This window comes from Pararhodobacter zhoushanensis (assembly GCF_025949695.1).
In the GTDB taxonomy this organism is placed as follows: Bacteria; Pseudomonadota; Alphaproteobacteria; order Rhodobacterales; family Rhodobacteraceae; genus Pararhodobacter; species Pararhodobacter zhoushanensis_A.
Map to the genome: position 1 here is coordinate 3272847 of NZ_JAPDFL010000001.1, position 20081 is coordinate 3292927.

Here is a 20081-nt window from a genome sequence, read left to right on the forward strand (position 1 = left end):
GCCTGCCCAAGGTGCCGCCGGATCAACATCGCGTCGTTTAGCCTAACGCCCGCGACACCGCCCTGCCCTGCGCCGTTGCGACCAGACGCGGCCCTCAACTGATCGAAAAGACGCAGATCCGCCCGTCAGGCGGATCGCGGTCCTGTCTTATGCAAAAAATAGCATTGAACTGACCGGTCCGCAGGGTCATTGTGAGATCAAGGTCAAGACAGTCAGGGAGTGTCGGTTGCAGCGTTTCCTCCGTGTAACCAATATTCCAGCCGCAATTTCCCTTGCGGTCGTCGTGCTGATCTGGACCTTTGCCGAGCTGCAAAACCGCCACGTCTACCAAGAAAGCCTTCGCCATGAAGTTCTGGGCAGCGCCAGCGTGGTGCGCGCGCAGATCGAGGGCACACTGTCGTCCAACATCCAGCTGGTGCGCGGCCTTATCGCCACGCTGATCACCGAACCGGACATGAGCGCCGAGCGTTTCGCCGCGCTTTCCACCGGGCTGATGAGCCAGAACTCGTTGCTGCGCAATCTGGCCGCCGCGCCCGATATGGTGATCCGCTACGTCTATCCGCTTGAGGGAAACGCAGCGGCGCTGGGTCTGAGCTACCTTGACACCCCCGAGCAACGTGAGGGGGCCATTCTGGCGCGCGACAGCGGCGGTCTGGTGGTGGCCGGACCCGTCGCGCTGGTGCAAGGCGGTTCCGGCTTTATCGGTCGCTTTCCGGTGTTTATCCCCGACGGCACAGAACAGGGCCAGTTCTGGGGGCTGGTGTCAGCGGTGATTGATGCGGATCGGTTTTACGCGGAAGTCGGTCTGAACGATGACACCCTCTCGATTGAGCTGGCCTTGAGCGGCCATGTGGGACAGGGCTCGCAGGACGCGGTCTTCTTTGGCGACGCCGCGATCCTTGAAAACGACCCCGTACAGGTGCTTGTCAATCTGCCGTTCGGCACCTGGGAGATCTCGGCGATCCCGCGCGGCGGCTGGCGCGATACGCCATCGAATGCCTGGGGCCTGCGCCTGTGGCTGCTGCTCGGCGCGATGCTGATCGTCATTCCCAGCCTGATCATGGGGCGGTTGCTGGACGAGCGGGCAAGCAATGTGAAACGCTTGCACGTTGCCCTTCGGCGGCGCGGCGAGGCACACAGCCGCTACCAAAGCGTCTCACGCGTGAGCCGGACTTTCGTGTGGGAACAGGATGCCGAACGGGGGCTGACCTATCTGTCGAGCAGCTATCAGCATATTACCGGCCAGCACCGCCAGTCGCTGTTGGGTCACGGGCTTCAGGATCTGGCGAAGAACAGCCCGCATTTCGAGCCAAGGCCCGACTGGGCGGCGCTGGCGGCGCGCATGAGCGCAGAGGAAGACTTCAGCGATTTCGTCTGCCTTGCCGCCACGGCGGACGGCAGCGAGGTCTGGCTGCAGTTGTCAGGCAGCCCGGTCTTTGACGAAGCGGGCGTCCTGCGCGGGTATCGCGGCGCGGGAATGGATATCACCACCGCGCAGCGCGCGCGTCAGGCCGCCGACGATTCCAGCCGCGCCAAGTCGATTTTTCTGGCCAACATGAGCCATGAGATCCGCACGCCGTTGAACGGGGTGCTGGGCATGGCGCAAGTGCTTGAAAGCCTTGTCACCGATCCTGACCAACGGGCCATGGTGACAACGATCCGTGAAAGCGGCCAGAGCCTGCACAATATCCTGAACGATATTCTGGATCTCTCAAAGATCGAGGCAGACAAGCTCGAGCTGGAAAACAACCCCTTCCAGCCGGAATCGACGCTGCAGCGCATCGTTAATCTGCATCAGCTTGGTGCCGAGGAAAAGGGATTGCAGCTGACCACCCACGGCCTGACCCGGCAGGGCCCGGCACGACGCGGCGACACCCATCGCTTTGCGCAGATCCTGCACAATCTGATCGGCAACGCGGTCAAGTTCACCGAGTCCGGTCAGGTCAGCGTCGACATGTCGAACCGGCCGGGCGAGGCCCTGACGGTGCAGATCACCGATACCGGCCCGGGCATGACGGACGAGGCGCTGAACCGGCTCTTTGACGCTTTCGTTCAGGGCGACGGCTCGGTCGCGCGGCGGCATGGCGGAACCGGCTTGGGCATGTCCATCGTGCAACGGCTGATCCAGTTGATGCAGGGCGAAATCGACGTGCAATCCTCCCCCGGCAAGGGCACCACGATCCTGATCACGCTGCCTTTGCCGGAACATGACATGGTCCGTAAGGCCGAGATCGAAAGCGGCGTCGTGCTGAACCTCAGCGGGCTGCGCCTGCTGACGGCGGATGACAACGCCACCAACCGGCGCGTTCTGGAGGCCATGCTGCGTGGCACGGGGATCGTTTTGACGCTTGTCGAGGATGGCCAGCAAGCGATCGACGCCTGGCGCGCGAGCGACTTCGACGTGCTGATGCTCGATATTTCGATGCCGGTGGTGGGCGGGATCGCCGCGCTGAACCAGATCGCCCAGGAGGCTGCCTTAACCGGGCGCCCTATGCCGCCGGCAATTGCCTTTACCGCGAATGTCATGGCGCATCAGATCACCGAATATCTGAACGAGGGTTTTGTCAGCTGTGTCGGCAAGCCGTTGAACAGAGCCTTGCTGCTTGATGCACTCAAGATGGCGAGCCAGCACCAGAACACGCCGCCGACGCCGTAAACCTGCAGCCTCGCCACGGTGGCCGACCTGCGACGTGACATCGTGGTAAATCGCGGGCACACAGAGCAGAGGCCCAACCAGCAAGCAGCAGTAAGCCGCTGTTCTTCCTTATCTTTTATGCGCGTCACGGCCAATGCGCCGTTGCGCCGCCCGACCTGAGCACAAACGCCGCGGGTCGATTCTTCCTGAACAAAGCGTCAAGTTTCACTGGAAAAAGACACAATCCCCTCGTACCAGACCCGCAGCGGCGTCCAACTCCTGTGGGCAAGCGTGACTGTGATCGGAAGGTAAGGGCGATGGAAGGCATCTACGCGGTATATTTTACCGGCTCTGGGGGCGTTGGCCTTGCCGTTCTGGTCCTGATGGACGGTATTGTCACCGGATCTGACGAAATGGGCGGCTCGCTGGACGGCACGTATTCGGTCAGCGACAGCGGTCGGGTGTCGGTAACTGTGGTGTTGAAAACCTCGCCGGGAACCACGCTGGCGACGGGTCAAACCATGTCGTCGATGCACACCCAGACGATCAAGATCGACCTGCCCGCAGACTTCGCCAACGGCCAGTCGATCAACATGCAAACGCCGCTGGGTCCGCTGACCGCCAGTTTCAAGAAACTGCGCGCAATGCGGTAATGCCGGTTCCGCCTTACAAGGTAATGACCGAGGCTCTGGGCTCCGGCTGAACCACGTGATCAGGCTGGTCGACCCCGCCCTGCATTTCGATCTGACAGGCGCGCAGCACCGCCTGCAGCGCATCGCGCCGGATCGGTTTGGGCAGATGGGCGTCAAAGCCTGACGACAGATAATACGCCAGATCCGGCGCCATCACATTCGCCGTGGCCGCGACCGCAAAGGCGCGTAGACGGCTTTCATCCTTCTCGATCTCGCGCAGCTGGTGCAGGGTCTCGATGCCCGAGAATCCAGGCATCGAGATGTCGAGCAGGTAGAGATCGAACGCCTCGGCCTTTGCCGCCCGGACTGCCGCATGGCCATCTTCAACCGTGTGCGGCTCAAGCCCCAGCTGGCGCAGCATTTTGCTGAGCACCATCAGATTGCCCCGGCTGTCATCGGCGCACAGCACCCGCAGCGACGAGAAATCAACGACGGGCGGTGGCGCGACTTCGACCGGGGCCTCGACGGCCCCGGCCTCGACGCGTTCCAAGGGCAGCTGGATGGAAAAGCGCGTCCCCTCGCCCGGGTTGCTGACCACGGTGATTGCACCGCCCATCAGCGTCACCAGCCGGTGCACGATCGCCATGCCCAGCCCGGTGCCCCCAAAGCGCCGGGTGATGCCTTCATCGGCCTGCGTGAATTCGTCAAACATGGCCGCGATCTGCGCTTCGGTCATGCCGATGCCGGTGTCTTCCACGACCAGCAGCACCTGCTCACCGACGCTGGCCGACACCTTGACGCTGCCGGTCTGGGTGAATTTGACAGCATTCCCCACCACATTGTGCAGAATCTGGTTAACGCGGTGCGGATCGCCCAGCCATTGCCCGGCAACCTCGGGCTGGGTGTCGATCACCAGCGCCAGACCACGCTCACGGCATTTCGCGCTGTGGCTGGCCTCGATCTGGCGCAGCAGCGTGTCGATGCCAAAGGCGCGCTGTTCGATGGTGACCGCGTTCGCCTCAAGCTTGGAGACATCGAGAATATCGTTCAGAATGTGGATCAGCAGATCGCCCGAGGTCTGGATATGCCCGACCATCTCGCGCGCTTCGTCGTGCTTGACCATGCCTTCCAGCACATCGGCCATCCCCAGAACCGAATTCAGCGGCGTGCGGATCTCATGGCTCATATGGGCCAGGAAACGCGCCCGGGCGCGGGCCAGTTCCTCGGCCCGCTGGCGTTCGACGTCCAGCGTCATGTTCAGACGCGCCGCCCGCAACGCGATCAGGCCAAAGGCCCATTGCAGCGACGAATAGGCAAAGATGAACGCGTTCAGGGCGGTGATCGTCAGGACAGCGAAGGTCGAGCTGTGGAGTGCAATCATGACCAGTCGCAGGAAAAACCCGGCGGAGATGGCAAAGAACGGCACGCTGACCAGAAGGCCCAGCTCACGCCCATAGCGTTTGGCCGCCCGCAGAACGATGATCCCCATCGCCAGCGCGACGGAACCGTTGATGATCGAGGTTCCGGCAAACAACTGCGTCAAGCCCGGAACGGTGAGCACCGTCACCCATTGCAACGCGATCCCCGCCGCACCGATGATGCCGAACACGGCATAGTAAGGCCGCTGACCAAGACTTTTGTGCATGGCAAAATAGCCAAACAGAAATCCCAGATACGCCCCTGCCATGGTAATGCAGGCGAGCAGCCGCAACGGAGCCACTTGGGTAAAGAGCAAGGCAAGCGCCCCGACCAGCAACGCCGAATTGGCCGCGATCATCCAGGCGGCGCCGTTTTCCAGATCCGAATCCACAATCCGGCTGCGGCGGGCCAGCAGGCAGATCAGCAGTGAGAACACCACCATGATGGCCGCGATCAGGACAACGACGCTGATATCAACTGTGGTGTTCAAACAAGTTCCCTCGTTGAGTCATAAGTGACCCTTGAAACGCCTGACTCTCGGACCCATTGCATCAGGAAACCAGAACAGAAGCTCTGGCCCTGAACGATCGAAGAAAAACTGTCGTCTAAAAAACAAGCACAAACGTCCAAGCGCGCCACCAAAATGGTAACGACTTTTCGCGGCTCTCACACTAGGACCGCAAGGCCGCTGCCAAAGATGAGCCTGCGGTACAAAATCGACGCAAACAGATGCACAGGGTTGCCGGAATTGTCGCCATATTCAAGGGTATTCTATTGTTAACTGCCTGCAGTGTGCCGTTCCGGCACCCGTGCCCGAGACCGCTTTGGGACGAAAGCCGAACCGGCGCTCGAAACCAAAAATCTCGACGCGACAGCCGACCCTTTGTCCAGACTCCGATTTTGAAGCTTTTTTGCGAACGCAGCATTGTGTTAATTTCTCAGCAATCCTTGCGGATTTCGTTCGATGAATGATCGCCCTTTAAGACCAAGGCGCCCTCGGGCAGCTCTTGTGCGGTAGCTATTACCCCTGACCCCAGCTTGAAACCTGCACGGCAGGGTGTTTCGGCCATTCCAATGGTCGCGGACGCGCCGCCATGCAGCTGCGTTATTCCCTCACCCCGTCCCTGACCGCGGCCCGCGCCTTCGCGCGCCTGAGCCATGACCGGGCCTGACGGATCATCTTTTCCCACAGCGTCCAAGGCACCCGGTGCCTGCCCCCCCAAGCGGCAAGACCCCCATGGGCAACGCCGCACTGCAAAGCCATGGGCAAATTTTAGCCATGGCGCTCAATATCTTAACCCAAAGCGTGGTGCTCCTCCTATGAAAATTGCCATGATCGGCACTGGTTACGTAGGCCTTGTGTCTGGTGTGTGCTTCTCGGACTTTGGTCACGAAGTCATTTGCGTCGACAAAGACCCTGCCAAACTGGCCAAACTGAAGGCAGGCCAGGTTCCGATCTACGAACCGGGACTTGATGACCTGATGGCCAAGAACGTCGCTGCCGGGCGGCTGACCTTTTCGGATAGCCTCGCCACGGCCGTCGACGGTGCCGATGCAGTGTTCATCGCCGTCGGCACGCCCGCGCGCCGGGGCGACGGCCACGCCGATCTGACCTATGTGATGGCTGCGGCCAAAGAAATCGCACAGGCCTTGACCGGCTATGCGGTGGTGGTGACCAAATCGACGGTGCCCGTCGGCACCAACCGGCTGGTCAAGCAAGCGATCCTCGACGCAAACCCGCAGGCGGAATTCGACGTCGCCTCGAACCCCGAATTCCTGCGCGAAGGCGCGGCGATTGACGACTTCATGCGCCCCGACCGCGTTGTCGTCGGTGCCGAAACGAAACGCGCCGCCGAAGTGATGAGCGCGATCTACCGCCCGCTCTATCTGCGTGACTTCCCGATCATGACCACCGATCTGGAAAGCGCCGAGATGATCAAATACGCCGCCAACGCCTTTCTGGCGACCAAGATCACCTTCATCAACGAGATCGCCTCGCTGTGCGAACGCACCGGCGCGGACGTCAAGATGGTATCCAAGGGAATGGGGCTGGATGGCCGGATCGGCAGCAAGTTCCTGCACGCCGGGCCCGGCTACGGCGGCAGCTGCTTTCCCAAGGACACACAGGCGCTGGCCCGGATGGGGCAAGAGCACGGCGTGCCGATGCAGCTGACCGACATGGTGATCAAGGTCAACGACCAGATCAAACGCCGCATGATCGACAAGGTTTTCGACCTCTGTGGCGGCTCGGTCAACGGCAAGGTGATCACCGTCCTGGGCGTGACCTTCAAGCCCAACACCGATGACATGCGCGACGCCCCCAGCTTGACCATCATTCCCGCGCTCATCGGCAACGGGGCCAAGGTTCGCGTTGTCGATCCGCAAGGCCGGCGCGAAGGCGAAGCACTGCTTCCGGGCGTGACGTGGGAAGAAGACGTCTATGCGGCCGTCAAAGGTGCCGATGCGCTCGTCCTGCTGACCGAGTGGAACGAATTCCGCGCGCTGGATCTGAACCGGATTGCGGGCGACATGAACGCGGCCGCCATGGCCGACCTGCGCAACATCTACAACGCCAGCGACGCAAAGCTGGCCGGGTTTGAACACTACATGTCCGTCGGGCGCTGAGGACATGACCTTCCCCCTGCCCGCCCCTCTCTCACATAAAACGAGCGCTCCGCTGTGAAAAAGATCCTCATCACCGGCACCGCTGGCTTCATCGGCTTTCATCTGGCCAAACTCCTGCTTGCCGAGGGCTTTCAGGTCCAGGGCTATGACGGGATGACCGATTACTACGATGTGACGCTGAAACAGCGGCGTCATCAGATCCTGTTGCAGAACCCCAATTTCGCGATGGTCGAGGGGATGCTCGAGGATCAGGCGACCTTCGACGCGATGGCCGACGCTTTCCAGCCCGAGGTGATCGTCCACCTCGCGGCGCAAGCGGGCGTGCGCTACAGCCTTGAAAACCCCCGCGCCTATCTCGACAGCAACGTCATCGGCACGTTCAACGTGATGGAGGCCGCGCGCCGCCTGAAGGTCTCGCACCTGCTGATGGCGTCGACCTCATCGGTCTATGGGGGCAACGACGAGATGCCGTTCAAGGAAACCGAAAAGGCCGACACACAGCTGACCATCTACGCGGCGACAAAGAAGGCCAGCGAAAGCATGGGCCACGCCTATGCGCATCTCTACGATCTGCCCACAACGATGTTCCGCTTCTTCACGGTCTACGGCCCCTGGGGCCGCCCGGATCTGGCGCTGTTCAAATTCGTCGACGCCATCCTCGATGGCCGGCCGATTGATATCTACAACAATGGCGACATGTATCGCGACTTCACCCATGTGGATGACATCGTCCGGGGCATCCGGCTGTTGATCGATGCCGTGCCCGTCCGGCCATTGGACGGCACTGTGCCCGACGGAGACAGCCTGTCAAAGGTTGCACCGTACCGTGTGGTGAATATCGGCAACTCCGACAAGGTTCGCCTGCTGGACTTCGTCGATGCGATCGAAGAAAGTCTGGGGCAGAAGGCAATCCGCAACTACATGCCCATGCAGATGGGCGATGTTCCCGCGACATGGGCGGATGCCGATCTGCTCAGCAGCTTGACCGGCTATCGCCCGAAAACCGACTTTCGGGAAGGCATTGACCGGTTTGTGACGTGGTTCCGCGAGTACTACGGAAAATAGCAAGCCTCTGGTTGCAGCAGACGGCCGATGGTACCGCGCCGTCAGTCTGCCATCAGCTCGTAACCTTTGCCCCCTTCATCTGACAAAATCGCAGCGACCAGTTTCGCCTCGTCGGGATATTCATCGTGAAACGCATCGCCGCAGCTCTCACTGGCATGTTTGCGAAAATGGGGGCGTCACAGGTTGCACGGGGCATGCTGAAACTCGCCTTTGGCAGCGGTGTTGCCCGGCTGATCAGCATTGCATCGATCCCCATCCTGTCGCGCCTTTATACGGTCGAAGATTTCGGCCTGCTTTCGGTATTTTCATCGTCAATGCTGCTGCTGATGCCCTTGACGACATTCCGTTACGCCGTTGCAATTCCTCTGCCCCGTAGCGAATCCGCCGCCTTCTCACTTGTCGCGCTTTCGGGTCTGCTGATAACTGCGTCCACTATAGTGATCGGCGTCGTGTTGTTCTTGTTTGCCGAACCGATGCTATCGGTTCTAGGCGCCGAGAAAATAGCGCCGTGGTGGTGGCTCTTGGTTCTGGGCTCGGCGGCGGGGGCGGTTTACGAGGTCCTGATCATGTGGGGCACCCGACACCGCCATTACGGGATCATCGCACGTGCGCAGGTCGTGCAAGCGGCCATGAGCGAAGCGATCAAGATCGGTCTGGGCCTGTTGTCGGTACAACCTTTGGGCCTGATGATCGGTCAGGCGGTGGGATACAGCGGCGGAACGGGGCGGCTGCTCCGGCTTTTCCAGAGCGATTTCAGACGCCTCGCCCGCCGAACCACGCTTTACCGCATCAAGATCATCGCACGCCGCTATATCGGCTTCCCCAAGTTCCGCCTGATCGCGCAGATCATCCTGGTCTTATCGACACAGGCCCCGATCTTTTTCACGTCGGCAATTTACGGGGTCGAGAGTACCGGAAATCTTGGTCTGGCGATGATGGCCGTGTCCATTCCGTTCCTTCTGATTGGACAGGCAATCAGCCGCTCGTACTTTGGCGAGATCGCCCATCTGGCATTGAAGGAACCACAGCGCATCAAATCGGTGTTCTACGGGACACTTTTGCAACTTCTTTTCATCAGTCTTGTACCTTCCTTGATCCTGATCTTCTTCGGAGAACCCATTCTCACGTTCTTCCTGGGCGCGAATTGGGTGGTTGCGGGCGAAATGGCCTCGATCCTGGCGTTGATGATCACACCGCAACTCATCTCATCGTCCCTGCTGCGCACTTTTGACGTGATGGATAAACACCATCAAGTTTTGTATCTTTATATCCAGCGTTTTGCGCTTATCGCTTGTGTCTATCTTACAGCGTATTGGCTGGAACTGGATGTTCTGACCACACTTTGGATTTATGCCATCGTCACGTCACTTCACTACGGCATTCAATTGCTTGCCATCATCAAGACAGCAAAAGGCTGGTGGACATGATACTCTCCAAGACGCTCCATCTGGGCCTCGGGCTCATTCCGGGCGCGGAATTGCGGCACCTCCTTCGCCGGGGGAAAACCGACAAATTCAGCCCCAAGTTCGTGCGCCCCGGCTTTGATCTTCTGATTGATGGTTTTCCACGCTCGGCAAATACCTATTCCTACTATGTGATCCAGTTGTCGTACCCCAACGCCAAGATCGCGCATCACATCCATTCATGGCAGCAGTTTCTGTTTGCAAGGCTCTGGGGCGTGCCATCGATCCTTTTGTTACGCGATCCTGATGCCACGGTCGCTTCGCTGTTAACGAAAAAGGGCGGATCACCCACCCTGTGGTTTATCGATTACACGTTGACCACAGCCCTGTCCGCTGTGTTTGCCAACCGCTTCATCCGATCTCGAAGAAGCAACCGATCTTCAAGCACTGCGCCGCAAGGCATTGGAACTGTCGCCAGTTCTGGGGATGTCGCCGGTTGAGGTGACCGAAGACGACGTTCGTCAATTGCTGCAAGAACGAACCAACTGGAAGAACAAACCGACGGCCCCCTTAATCACCGGCACTCTGTCGGGCCCGGCAAAGTTCGCCCGCTCGCTCGCCCGCCGCGCGTTTGGGTTCGCAAAGGCAAGGAGCGAAAGATGAGCAAGCGCGTATTGGTTTGGGGCTTTTACGACCAGGGAAACCTGGGTGATGACCTCATGGCGCTGATGATGGCCGAACTGGCAAAACAGGCCGGAGCGGTTCCGGTTATTTGCAGCTCGAACAGAGATTTTGCCGACGCAGGCTATGAAATTTGTGCCACTCCGGCTGATAGCCGTGCCGACCTGGTGCTTTTGGGCGGTGGCGCGTTTTTCAAGGCAAATACCGCGTCGAAATCTTCGATCGAAGACAAGATATGCCTGCTCGCAACGTTTCTGCACAACACATCGACGCCGGTTTATGGGCTGTCGCTGGGCAGTGATGGCATCGAAAGCATCGAGGACGCAAGCCCGGCGCGTCAATCCGTCGTGGACGCACCGGGTTTCAGCGGGGCGGCCATCCGGTTGCAACAGGATCTGGCGCTTGGCGTTCGCGATCTGACGTTTATTCCCGACATTGTCCTTTGCACCGCTCATTTCTGCCGCGAGGTCATGGGCTGGAAAACGCCCGGTCCGAGCACACCCAAACTTGGCACCTTGCTGAACTTTTCGCGCCGCTCTCTGCCAAGTCTGTTGAAGACGTTGTGGAAGAAACGCGGCAAGCGGATTTCGATGTTTCAGGCCCATGCCAGAAAATCCCATAGCGGCGGTGAGATCGTTTTTCCCGGCCTGAGGAATTTCAGAGCCGATGACATTCCTGCCTCGCTGAGCGCTATCGCAGCGTCGGACGGTATCGTCTCGTCGAAACTGCACCCCGGAATTATTGCCCTGTCTTTCGGCGTGCCGTTTGAACCCAAGGGCTCTCGCCCGAAGACGATCGCGTTTTTTGCCGAATTTGATCGGCAGGATTTCCAAAAGAACGCCGCGGCCCGGCAACGGGAGATCTGGGAGCAATACCGCGCGCGTCTGGTGACTGTGCTGAACGGAGGCTGACCGCCTTGGAAGGCTTGATCATTAGCTGGATCTTGATGCTGTACGGCGTCCTCAGACGCGATCAGAACGCGTTGGTTCTGGCGTCGCTGCCGGTGGTCATGACAACCTATTTCATCGTCGGCACACGCGTTTTCCAGTTTGCAACAGATATGCCGTTTACCTTCTACGACGAAGCGAAGGCGCCGGTTTATGACACTGTTCTGCTGGCAATGGCGCTGCATTTTCTGGCGATTTATCTCGGCATCCGCACCAAGCACTGGCTTATTCGCGACCGCGCCGTGATCGAGCGTCGCCTGACGCTCAAAGTATTCGGGTTGAGCCGCTTCCTGAACTGGCCCTATGCCTTTGTGATCGCCGCGCCGATCTTTTTTATTCTGATGGCGGTAGATTTCAGCAGCTTGCTGGCGCGTCAGGGCTTTGTTCCTGACAGTCTCAATGGCTCGTGGATGCGGTTCGCCGATATCACTTTCTGGCTCTCCGCCTTTGCCTTGCCCTTTCTGCGTGCGGCTACGTTGCGGTATATCATCCTTTTCTCCGTAGCCTTTCTTTTCACGCTGCTTGGCTCAAGATCAGGTCCGATCTATATACTTGTCTATGTGATGATTGAACGGTTCATCATTGGTGACCGCAGTGCAACGCGGCATTTGGTTCTGACAGCATTGCCCCTGTATCTGCTGGCAATCATCATCGACCTGCGAGCCACGAATGATGGCGGCATGGCTGCGATCATCAGCAAGATGCTATCGATCCAGTTTTCAGACCTTCTTGACGCACTCCTCTATAGCATCAACTACATCTTGAGCTTCTCTGTCGTTTCCGCGGCGGAAGTGATCTATTCCGTCACCGCCGAGGCGCGGTGGTTTTACTACTCGATCCTGCCCCTTCCATCGTCGCTGTATGACCTGTCCGCAGAGTACGACCTGAACAGCCGCTTCCGGACCAACATTCCCTATTCCGGCTTTGGCTATGCGCTGCAATTCCTTGGGCTGACGCTGTACAGCCTTCTGGTCGGTGCCACGGCATTTTGTTACGAGCTGTTCCGCGGGATCTTTGCGACCCGGCGGGACATGATCGAAAAGTCCCTGTTCTATGCCAGTCTGCTTGTCCCGTTCCTGGTCATGCTCCAGTACAATCTGCGCACGTCATCGCGCCTGATTTACGTTTTTATCGCGCTTTATTTCCTGTTCGCAATCGGACGGCGCATACGTTTTCATCTTCCCGGCACAAGGCGAAATTTGACGTGAAGGTTCTTGTCGTTTCGAAAAGCTTCACCAAAGGTGGTTCGGCCTCTGGTGCCTCAAATTTGGCGCAGGCGCTGAATGCAGCGGGGGCCGAAGTGGTGCGCGTGGATGCGCAAGAGGCAATCGCCGGTCGCCCTTTGGCCGCCGTTCGGTTCGTCGAGCGCGTTTATGAGCGGCTGGCCCATGACGCCGAGACCCATTGCCTGCGGCTTGGCCCTGCATCGGTTGACCTGCTTGCGCTCTGCAAAATCCACAAGCCCGATGTCGTGCAGCTCTGCGACATCTCCGCCAATACGATCTCGTTCAAGGCCCTGCGGCGGCTACCCTGCCCCGTGTTCCACCGGATGAGCGATTTCTGGCCCTATCACGGGGCCCGGCACTACGCACCCAGTCCGCCCACGCGCCCGGCGCTGGCGGATCGGGTGCTGCGCTGGACAGCGTTCTCTGGTGCGCCGGTGCCCGATATCCGGGTCGCGCCGTCGCACTGGCTGGCTGATCACCTTGTCAGTGGCGGTGTCGCGCGGGACCGGTTGCGCGTGATCCGCAACGCGGTCACCAGCCCCGATGAGGTGCAGCCCCGTGCGCACTGCGCCCCCGGTTTGCGGCTGGGGTTCATTGCCGGTTCAATCACCGACCCCCGCAAAGGGTTCAAGAACCTGTTGCCGTTCCTTGCCGCGCTTCCGGGCGGCGCGCAGGTCCATCTGTACGGACATCCCTCCAAGACCGACCTGCCCGCTGTGCCGGGCATTGAATGGGTGTCGGGTGGTCGGTTTACGCGCGACCAGAAGGCCGGGGTCTATGGCAGCTTTGACATTCTGCTGTGCCCGTCCTTGCTGGATAATTCGCCCAACGTGCTGACCGAAGCCTTTTCCTTCGGCGTCCCGGTCATCGCCCAATCCGGCACCGGGATGGACAGCTACGTTCTGCCCGGAACGGGGGCCTTGATTGATTTCAAGCACCTGACCTCCTCGGCACTCGAGCGCTTCAACGCCAGCGTCGCCGAAATCGTTAGCACCTACACCGCCTGCTCCGCCGCCGCGCTGAGCAGTGCGCGCGATGATCTGGCCCCGGCCGTCATCGGCGCAGCGTATCTGAACCTGTATCATGAGATACTGACCCAGAGGCATGACTGAAGCCGGTCCGCAGTTTCCGCACCCGACACAACACCGCCCCTCGTGATCGAGCGGCGGTGTTTTTTTGTGATCAATCGGCCAGAGTGGTGGCGAAGTCCCCGCGCAAGGCGACTTCGAGCAGTTCGAGATCCTCGGACGCCTCGGCATAGGTGACAACTATCCCCGGCGGGATGACAAAGGCATCACCGGCTTCCAGATCGCGGGGCTCCTGCCCGTCGGCGTCCAGCCGCAGCGTGCCGTCCATGACAAAGGTGAAATGGATATCGGCGTCATGGCGCGATGCAACGGGTGTGCCGTCACCCTTGCGGATCACCTGGATCCCCGCCACCCCCTTGGTGCCTGCCGCCATGCCCGTGTCGCGCGCGGTAAACCCGGGGATGCGGAACGGTCCCCAACTGGCTTTGTCTTTGATGTGATGGACGAATGTCTGGCCGTCCCATTCGCGCGCAGGATCCCCCTTGCCGTTGGGCAAGGTCAGGGAATGGTCAATCGTCGTCACATGCTCGGCCGGGACGCCGATCTCGATCACTTCGATATTCGGCGAGGCCTCGACCACGCGGTGGCGGATACCCGGCGGCTGGTTGACGCAATCGCCCGCGTGCAGGCGGATCATCTCACCCTGATCCTCGTAGAGCACGTCGACCCAGCCGCGATAGCAAAAGATCAGCTGGAACCCGACGGTGTGGTAATGGACCATGTCGGGAACCGGGCCGCCATCGGGGATGCGGATGTGACTGGCAATGACCGACCCGCCCAGCCGGGTCGGGATCAAGTCGCGATAATGCATGCCCGCCCGCCCGATCACCCACGGCGCTCCGTCGCGCAGGCGGCGCACGACGAAGGCGTGCTCGGCCGCAATCGGCAAGGCAACCGGGGTCAGCGGCACGACATCAATCCGGGTGCCGTTGGGCGCGGTCAACTGGCGCTGCCCGCCAGCAAAGCTTGCCGGATCATCGGTCAGGATGCGCAGATGACCGGGCGGTGTGGCGGCCCCCTTCTCGATCCTTACGCGCAGCCCGTGGCCGGAGAAACTGGCGACTGACGGATCGTCCGCAGGAAAGATCGTCTCCAGCCGCATGCCCAGTGTTTTGGTGAAGAACGGGATGTCGTTGCGCAACTCCTGCGTCGGCAACACGACTTCGGCAAGGATGGGCCCGGCAAGGAGGGGACGATCAGTCATGGCGGATCTCGGCTTCCTGAAAGTGAAGGATACGACCTACAAAATGGCCCGCCGCGGCGGCAGACGCGGGTCCAGAGTGCACCGGTTTGCCGGGCCAACGCAATTGCTGCGGTGCTGCGAACGCAGCGACGGACGAAGGGGACGGGTTGAGAGTACCCCTCGACCACAAATCACCCGAAGCATCGCCCGCGCAATTCTCGCAGACGTCGCCTGCCCGCTCACAGGCAACCCGCGGTCCACGGGAAGTCAGCAGGGGGATTTGCGATAGGGGGAAGATGGCGGAGAGACAGGGATTCGAACCCTGGGTGGGCTCTCACCCACAACGGTTTTCGAGACCGCCCCGTTCGACCGCTCCGGCACCTCTCCGCGCTTAGATGGTCAACGTGAGGGGGATTTAGCGGGGTTCGGGGGCGGGTGCAAGAGGGTCTGGCGGGGAAAATCACACCATTCGCGGGATGTCGAAACCGGGCGGGGCCAGGGTGAAGCCGGCGAAGTCGAAACCGGGAGAGACGGTGCACGAAACCAGCGTGAAGGCACCCTGACTGCGGGCGGCTTGCCAGTGGTGGGGCGGGACGATCAGTTGCGGGGATTGGCCGGACAGGACATCGGGGCCGAGGGTGTGGTCCGTGGCGGGACCGGTGTCGGTGGGGCTGAGCGAGAGGGTCAGGGGGGAACCGGCGTGGAACAGCCAGATCTCGGTCGCATCGACGCGGTGCCAGTGGGAGGTCTCGCCTGCCCCCAGCAGAAACAGGATCGCGGTGCCGGTGGGGCGCTGGCCGGGGGCGGAGGGGGCGACCCAGGTCTCGCGGTAGTGGCCGCCTTCGGGGTGGGGTTTGAGGTCGAGGGCGGTGATGAGGGCTTGCGCGTTCATGGGGGGAGGATGCCGATGGATTTGGGTGGGGGCAAGGGGGTGTCCCCTGATGGGACATCGGGCCGCGTTGTGCATTTTCAGGCGGTTAGGCGGGGCCGTTAAGGTTTTGTTGAGGGATGTCCCCGGGTTCCGGACACCCGTAGGGTGGGTTTTCAACCCACCCTCGCGGTGACGGCCGGCGCACGCCGTCCGTGGCAAAGCTTTGTTAACCAGAATCACGGTACCACGCCCCATGTCCTCCTATCGCCGCCCCCTCATACCCGGCGCCCGGGTGTTCTTTACGGTGACCCTCGCCGAGCGCGGGGCGGATTTGCTGACCCGCGAGATCGCGGCGCTGCGCGACGCGGTGCCGCGCACGCGGATCGAACGCCCGTTCGGCATCGACGCTTGGGTGGTCTTGTCGGACCATATGCATTGTGTCTTGGCGCTGCCCGAGAGGGACGCGGGATATACCGTGCGGATGGCAGCGATCAAGGCGCGGTTCACAAGGGCGGTGCGCAGGTCGGGGTTCACCCCGGCTCCCTTTCCCCACAACCCTTACGGCGCCGGTGGCGCGCGGCTGCGGGAGGGTGGGGAGAGTCGGGAAGAGAGTCGGGGTGGGGAGAGTCGGGGTGAACCCCGACCTACGCGGTCCGAGCGGGGGGTGTGGCAGAAGCGGTTTTGGGAACACCACATCCGCGACGAGACGGATTGGGCCAATCACATCCGGTATTGTTGGTTCAACCCGGTGAAACACGGATTGGTCGAGCATCCCCGCGATTGGCCGTATTCCAGTTGGCATCGCGATAACCCGTAGGTCGGGGTTTACCCCGACTCGGCGGGACGCGTGGGGGATTCGGGGTGATGGGGTGGTCGAGAGGGAGTCGGGGTGAACCCCGACCTACGCTTGCTCTTTGTGAATATGCCGCGAAGCGCAGTTTGCTGACGACAAACTCAACTCTGGGCGGCTATGGGCTTGTGAGGAATGCAGGCTAGGTGGGTGTCGTGTATCGCTCTGTGCGCGAAGACGTTTCTGATGAGGCTCGACAATGGCACCTTTCGAACTTCAATTGACGAGCATTCGCATTCAGCGAGCATTGCGATACCAGGGGAGGGCCACGAGGCCAGCTGCAACCTAAACTTAAGTCAGGCTTCGCGCGCACGAGTGCTGTAGCTTGATGGTGTTCTCGTTCTCAACAATGTTTGGAAGGAACAATCTTGACGACTTTCGGCCGTAAGGCATTTAATTTCATTATTCTGCTAATAATCATGGTGATTTCCTTGATTATTGGCTTCTTGATAAGTGAGGTCTCCCTTCAGTTTCTTTATTCAATCTCCTCAGGAAGGGACGTCGACTTGTCCAACCTGATTGGCTCGGTCTTTTTCTTTCTCGGCTTGTTGTTTCTCCCTGGCTGGATCGTAATCCTAATCTCTTTGTTCCGCTTGAAGTCCCTTGTGACGTTGCGTGATCAGCCACTTTGGTTTCAGATCTTCGCGCTAATTGCCTTTGGCTTCACATTGTTCTCTCTTGAAGTTATCTTGGAATTTGGCAAACCCGAAGTGAGCATAATACTACCATGAGATATTCTAGGCTCAGGACCCATTAATCGGCTTGCGACTGCCCTGCCTGTGTGATTCACGCTCCCGAACTGATGGGGTCATGATGAGCAATCTCTTCTGGCTGACCGACGAGCAGATGGCTCGGCTTCAGCCGTTCTTTCCAAAGAGCCATGGCATGTCGGCCGTCGCACTCGCCGCAACTGTCATGTTCTGGTTATGAGTCCTGACCCTGGTGACTCAGCAGTCCTAATCTTGGACAGGCCTGCCTCTCCACTCTCATCAATAAAAACACGAAACTTGGCGGTCATCACAAAGCCCTCCGCTTACGCTCCGGGCGTTCGCGCCTGAAAAGGCTCCACTGGAGCCTTTTCGCCCCGGCAAGAGCCGGGGCCATCACTCACTCCCAAACCCCCTTAAATTCCCGCCACTCGCCCACACTCATCCCCGTGCTCTCGCGCGTCACGTCTTCACCCTTCAGCATCCGCTTCAACGCGTCAACGGCCTTGCCTGACAGGTTCACCCCGCCCATCCGGTAATCCTCGAACGCCCCGAACGCCAAAGGCACCCAATCCGCCACCATCGCGGCAATCGCCTCGGCGTAGACGCGGATTTCGTATTGGGCGTGGGGGTCGGCGCGCAAGCGCAGGAAATGGAAGAGGTTGTGCAGATCGGTCTTCCAATACCATTGCGTATAGATGTTCATCGGCAGGTTCATCCGGGCCAATTCGCGCGCCAGACCCTGCTGGCCGTCCTGGGACAGCATCTCCTCGTAATGGTCGTACATCTGCGAGGCGTCGGATTTCAGCATTGCCAGCACGCGGGCGGCCTCGGCCCCTTCCAGCACGGCCCCCCTGCCCTGATTGTTGACGGTGGATTGCGCGGCGAGTTGGGCGGGTTCGGGGATATAGAACTCGCGGTCGAGGATCGAATAGCGCGCCGAGTACTCATTCACGTTGGCGGTGCGGTGGCGGATCCACTGGCGCGCGACGAAGACCGGGAGTTTGACGTGCAGCTTGATCTCGCACATCTCGAACGGGGTCGAGTGCCAATGGCGCATCAGGTAGCGGATCAGCCCCTCGTCGTTGGAGACGTGTTTGGTGCCGGCGCCATAGCTGACGCGGGCGGCCTGCACGATGGCGGCATCGTCGCCCATGTAGTCGATGGCGCGCACGAAGCCGTGGTCCAGCACGGGCTGGGCGGTGTAGAGGTGCTTTTCCATCCCCGGGGCGACTGACCGCAATGTGAGTTGCGGGGTTGCGCGCGATGCGGTGATCTCGGCCAGTTGTTCGTCGCTGAGCGGCATGGGGTATCTTTCTTTTACGGGATTCGTTTTGACTACATTTTGCATCACAGCGGGCATGGACCGCAAGAAGAAGGGTCTTGATTGATGCAAGACCGGGGAACGGCGTTTCTGGAGCGCCGGTTGGGGACTTGGGTGCGCTCACGGATGGGGCGGCATTCGGCGGCGTTTGTGATGTTTGCGCTCAAGCAGGGTTGGGCGGCGCTGTTCGGCATCCTGTTTCTGGCGGCGCTGATCGTGAGCCGGGCCTTGTGGCAGCCGGACTGGGTGGTGAGCCGGTATGACGCGCTCTTCGTCTTCGCCATCGGCACGCAGGCGCTGTTTCTGTGGCTGCGGCTGGAGGAGTGGGAGGAGGCCCGCGTCATCGCGCTGTTCCATGTGACGGGCACGGTGATGGAGGTGTTCAAGCTGGCGCAGGGCTCGTGGGATTACCCCGATGCGGGGGTGTTCGAGATTGCCGGTGTGCCGCTCTTCAGCGGGTTCATGTATGGCTGCGTGGGGTCGTTCATGGCGCGGGTGATCCGCATCTTTCACATGCAGTTCGCGCCCTACCCGCCGTTCTGGGCGACGGTGGTGTTGGCGGGCGCGATCTATGCGAATTTCTTCACGCATCATTTCGGGCCGGATATCCGGGTGGTGCTGTTCGCCGCGACGGTGCTCATGTTCTGGCGCACGCGGATCTGGTTCTTTCCCGGCGCGCGTGCCTACTGGATGCCCCTGCCGGTCGCCGCGTTCCTGTCGGCATTCTTTCTGTGGCTGGCCGAGAATGTCGGCACGCTGACGCAGACTTGGGTCTATGCCGGGCAACGACATCTGGATCTGGTGTCATTGGGCAAGCTGGGGTCGTGGTATCTGCTGCTGTATGTCAGCTTTGTCACCGTCACGCTGGTGATGCGGGATGCGCTGCACCGCGAACCGGTGCGGCCTGCGGACCGGGAACTTTCTGGCGAAGAGGGGGGCGACATTGCGCGCGGGCGCGTTATCTTCCCCGCACACGGCGTTAAGGAGACACGCATGAGCACGAAATACCTGCACACCATGGTCCGGGTAAAGGATCTTGAGGCGTCGATGGCGTTCTATGCGCTGCTGGGGCTGAAGCAGACGCGGCGGATGGACAGCGAACAGGGGCGGTTCAGCCTGATTTTCATGGCCCCCGAAGGCCAGGAGGAATGCCCGGTCGAGCTGACCTGGAACTGGGACGGCGATGACGGGCTGCCTTCGGACGGGCGGCATTTTGGCCATCTGGCCTATGAGGTCGATGATATCTACGCGATGTGCCAGCATCTGCAGGACAATGGCGTGCTGATCAACCGCCCGCCGCGGGATGGCCGCATGGCCTTTGTGCGCAGCCCCGACAACATCTCGATCGAACTGCTGCAAAAGGGTGAGGCGAAAGCCCCGGCCGAACCGTGGTCGTCGATGCCCAACACCGGCCACTGGTGACCG

The 20081-nt window shown here is 60.5% G+C and carries 15 protein-coding genes, 1 tRNA gene and 2 pseudogenes; 13 read left to right on the forward strand and 5 right to left on the reverse strand.

The features are described 5' to 3' along the window. Positions 1-226 precede the first annotated feature (226 nt). Entirely contained in the window at positions 227-2656 is a 2430-nt protein-coding gene (locus OKW52_RS16275; RefSeq protein WP_264506646.1) for an ATP-binding protein, read from the forward strand. Positions 2657-2952: 296 nt separating this feature from the next. Then, complete coding sequence (locus OKW52_RS16280; RefSeq protein WP_264506647.1) at positions 2953-3288, forward strand: hypothetical protein; 336 nt, start codon at positions 2953-2955, stop codon at positions 3286-3288. A 13-nt stretch (positions 3289-3301) separates the two neighbouring features. Here OKW52_RS16280 and OKW52_RS16285 read toward each other — a convergent pair whose 3' ends face one another. After that, positions 3302-5176: an ATP-binding protein gene (locus tag OKW52_RS16285; RefSeq protein ID WP_264506648.1), complete on the reverse strand. Its 1875-nt coding sequence runs from the start codon at positions 5174-5176 to the stop codon at positions 3302-3304. A gap of 830 nt (positions 5177-6006) precedes the next feature. Here OKW52_RS16285 and OKW52_RS16290 point away from each other — a divergent pair. From OKW52_RS16290 to OKW52_RS16320, 7 genes are all read left to right on the forward strand, one after another. Next, entirely contained in the window at positions 6007-7311 is a 1305-nt protein-coding gene (locus tag OKW52_RS16290) for a UDP-glucose dehydrogenase family protein (protein WP_264506649.1), read from the forward strand. Between the two features lie 54 nt (positions 7312-7365). Continuing rightward, positions 7366-8376 carry a GDP-mannose 4,6-dehydratase gene (locus tag OKW52_RS16295; protein ID WP_264506650.1) on the forward strand — a complete coding sequence of 337 codons (1011 nt, stop codon included), beginning with the start codon at positions 7366-7368 and terminating at the stop codon, positions 8374-8376. A gap of 125 nt (positions 8377-8501) precedes the next feature. Next, complete coding sequence (locus OKW52_RS16300) at positions 8502-9803, forward strand: lipopolysaccharide biosynthesis protein (protein ID WP_264506651.1); 1302 nt, start codon at positions 8502-8504, stop codon at positions 9801-9803. After that, positions 9794-10279: a hypothetical protein gene (locus OKW52_RS16305; protein WP_264506652.1), complete on the forward strand. Its 486-nt coding sequence runs from the start codon at positions 9794-9796 to the stop codon at positions 10277-10279. Before OKW52_RS16300 ends, OKW52_RS16305 begins: the two co-directional genes overlap by 10 nt. A gap of 159 nt (positions 10280-10438) precedes the next feature. After that, a complete protein-coding gene (locus OKW52_RS16310; protein WP_264506653.1) occupies positions 10439-11371 on the forward strand; it encodes a hypothetical protein in 933 nt (310 codons plus the stop codon). 5 nt (positions 11372-11376) lie between these two features. Continuing rightward, entirely contained in the window at positions 11377-12615 is a 1239-nt protein-coding gene (locus OKW52_RS16315; RefSeq protein ID WP_264506654.1) for a hypothetical protein, read from the forward strand. Beyond that, positions 12612-13745: a glycosyltransferase gene (locus tag OKW52_RS16320; protein ID WP_264506655.1), complete on the forward strand. Its 1134-nt coding sequence runs from the start codon at positions 12612-12614 to the stop codon at positions 13743-13745. The genes OKW52_RS16315 and OKW52_RS16320 overlap by 4 nt, the downstream gene beginning before the upstream one ends. A gap of 70 nt (positions 13746-13815) precedes the next feature. Here OKW52_RS16320 and OKW52_RS16325 read toward each other — a convergent pair whose 3' ends face one another. The 3 genes from OKW52_RS16325 to OKW52_RS16335 all read right to left on the reverse strand — a co-directional run bounded on the left by OKW52_RS16325 (position 13816) and on the right by OKW52_RS16335 (position 15796). Continuing rightward, positions 13816-14925 (reverse strand): cupin domain-containing protein, encoded by a 1110-nt coding sequence (locus tag OKW52_RS16325; protein ID WP_264506656.1) that lies wholly within the window; start codon positions 14923-14925, stop codon positions 13816-13818. Between the two features lie 276 nt (positions 14926-15201). Continuing rightward, a tRNA-Ser gene (locus OKW52_RS16330) sits at positions 15202-15291 on the reverse strand. A 73-nt stretch (positions 15292-15364) separates the two neighbouring features. Further along, the gene (locus OKW52_RS16335; RefSeq protein WP_264506657.1) at positions 15365-15796 is read right to left on the reverse strand and encodes a cupin domain-containing protein; all 432 of its coding nucleotides are present in this window, start codon (positions 15794-15796) and stop codon (positions 15365-15367) included. Between the two features lie 232 nt (positions 15797-16028). On the opposite strand from OKW52_RS16335, the gene OKW52_RS16340 reads away from it, so the two are divergent. Both OKW52_RS16340 and OKW52_RS23315 read left to right on the forward strand, forming a co-directional pair. After that, positions 16029-16592: a transposase gene (locus OKW52_RS16340; protein ID WP_264506658.1), complete on the forward strand. Its 564-nt coding sequence runs from the start codon at positions 16029-16031 to the stop codon at positions 16590-16592. Between the two features lie 846 nt (positions 16593-17438). Further along, positions 17439-17522 (forward strand): annotated as a pseudogene (locus OKW52_RS23315) (IS5/IS1182 family transposase); the annotation flags it as partial. A 210-nt stretch (positions 17523-17732) separates the two neighbouring features. Here OKW52_RS23315 and thyX read toward each other — a convergent pair. Then, a complete protein-coding gene (thyX, locus tag OKW52_RS16345) occupies positions 17733-18638 on the reverse strand; it encodes an FAD-dependent thymidylate synthase (RefSeq protein ID WP_264506659.1) in 906 nt (301 codons plus the stop codon). A gap of 171 nt (positions 18639-18809) precedes the next feature. Here thyX and OKW52_RS16350 point away from each other — a divergent pair. Together OKW52_RS16350 and OKW52_RS16355 are read left to right on the forward strand one after the other, a co-directional pair. Beyond that, positions 18810-19496: pseudogene (locus OKW52_RS16350) on the forward strand (DUF817 domain-containing protein); the annotation flags it as partial. A 153-nt stretch (positions 19497-19649) separates the two neighbouring features. Beyond that, the gene (locus OKW52_RS16355) at positions 19650-20078 is read left to right on the forward strand and encodes a VOC family protein (RefSeq protein ID WP_264507725.1); all 429 of its coding nucleotides are present in this window, start codon (positions 19650-19652) and stop codon (positions 20076-20078) included. Positions 20079-20081 lie beyond the last annotated feature (3 nt).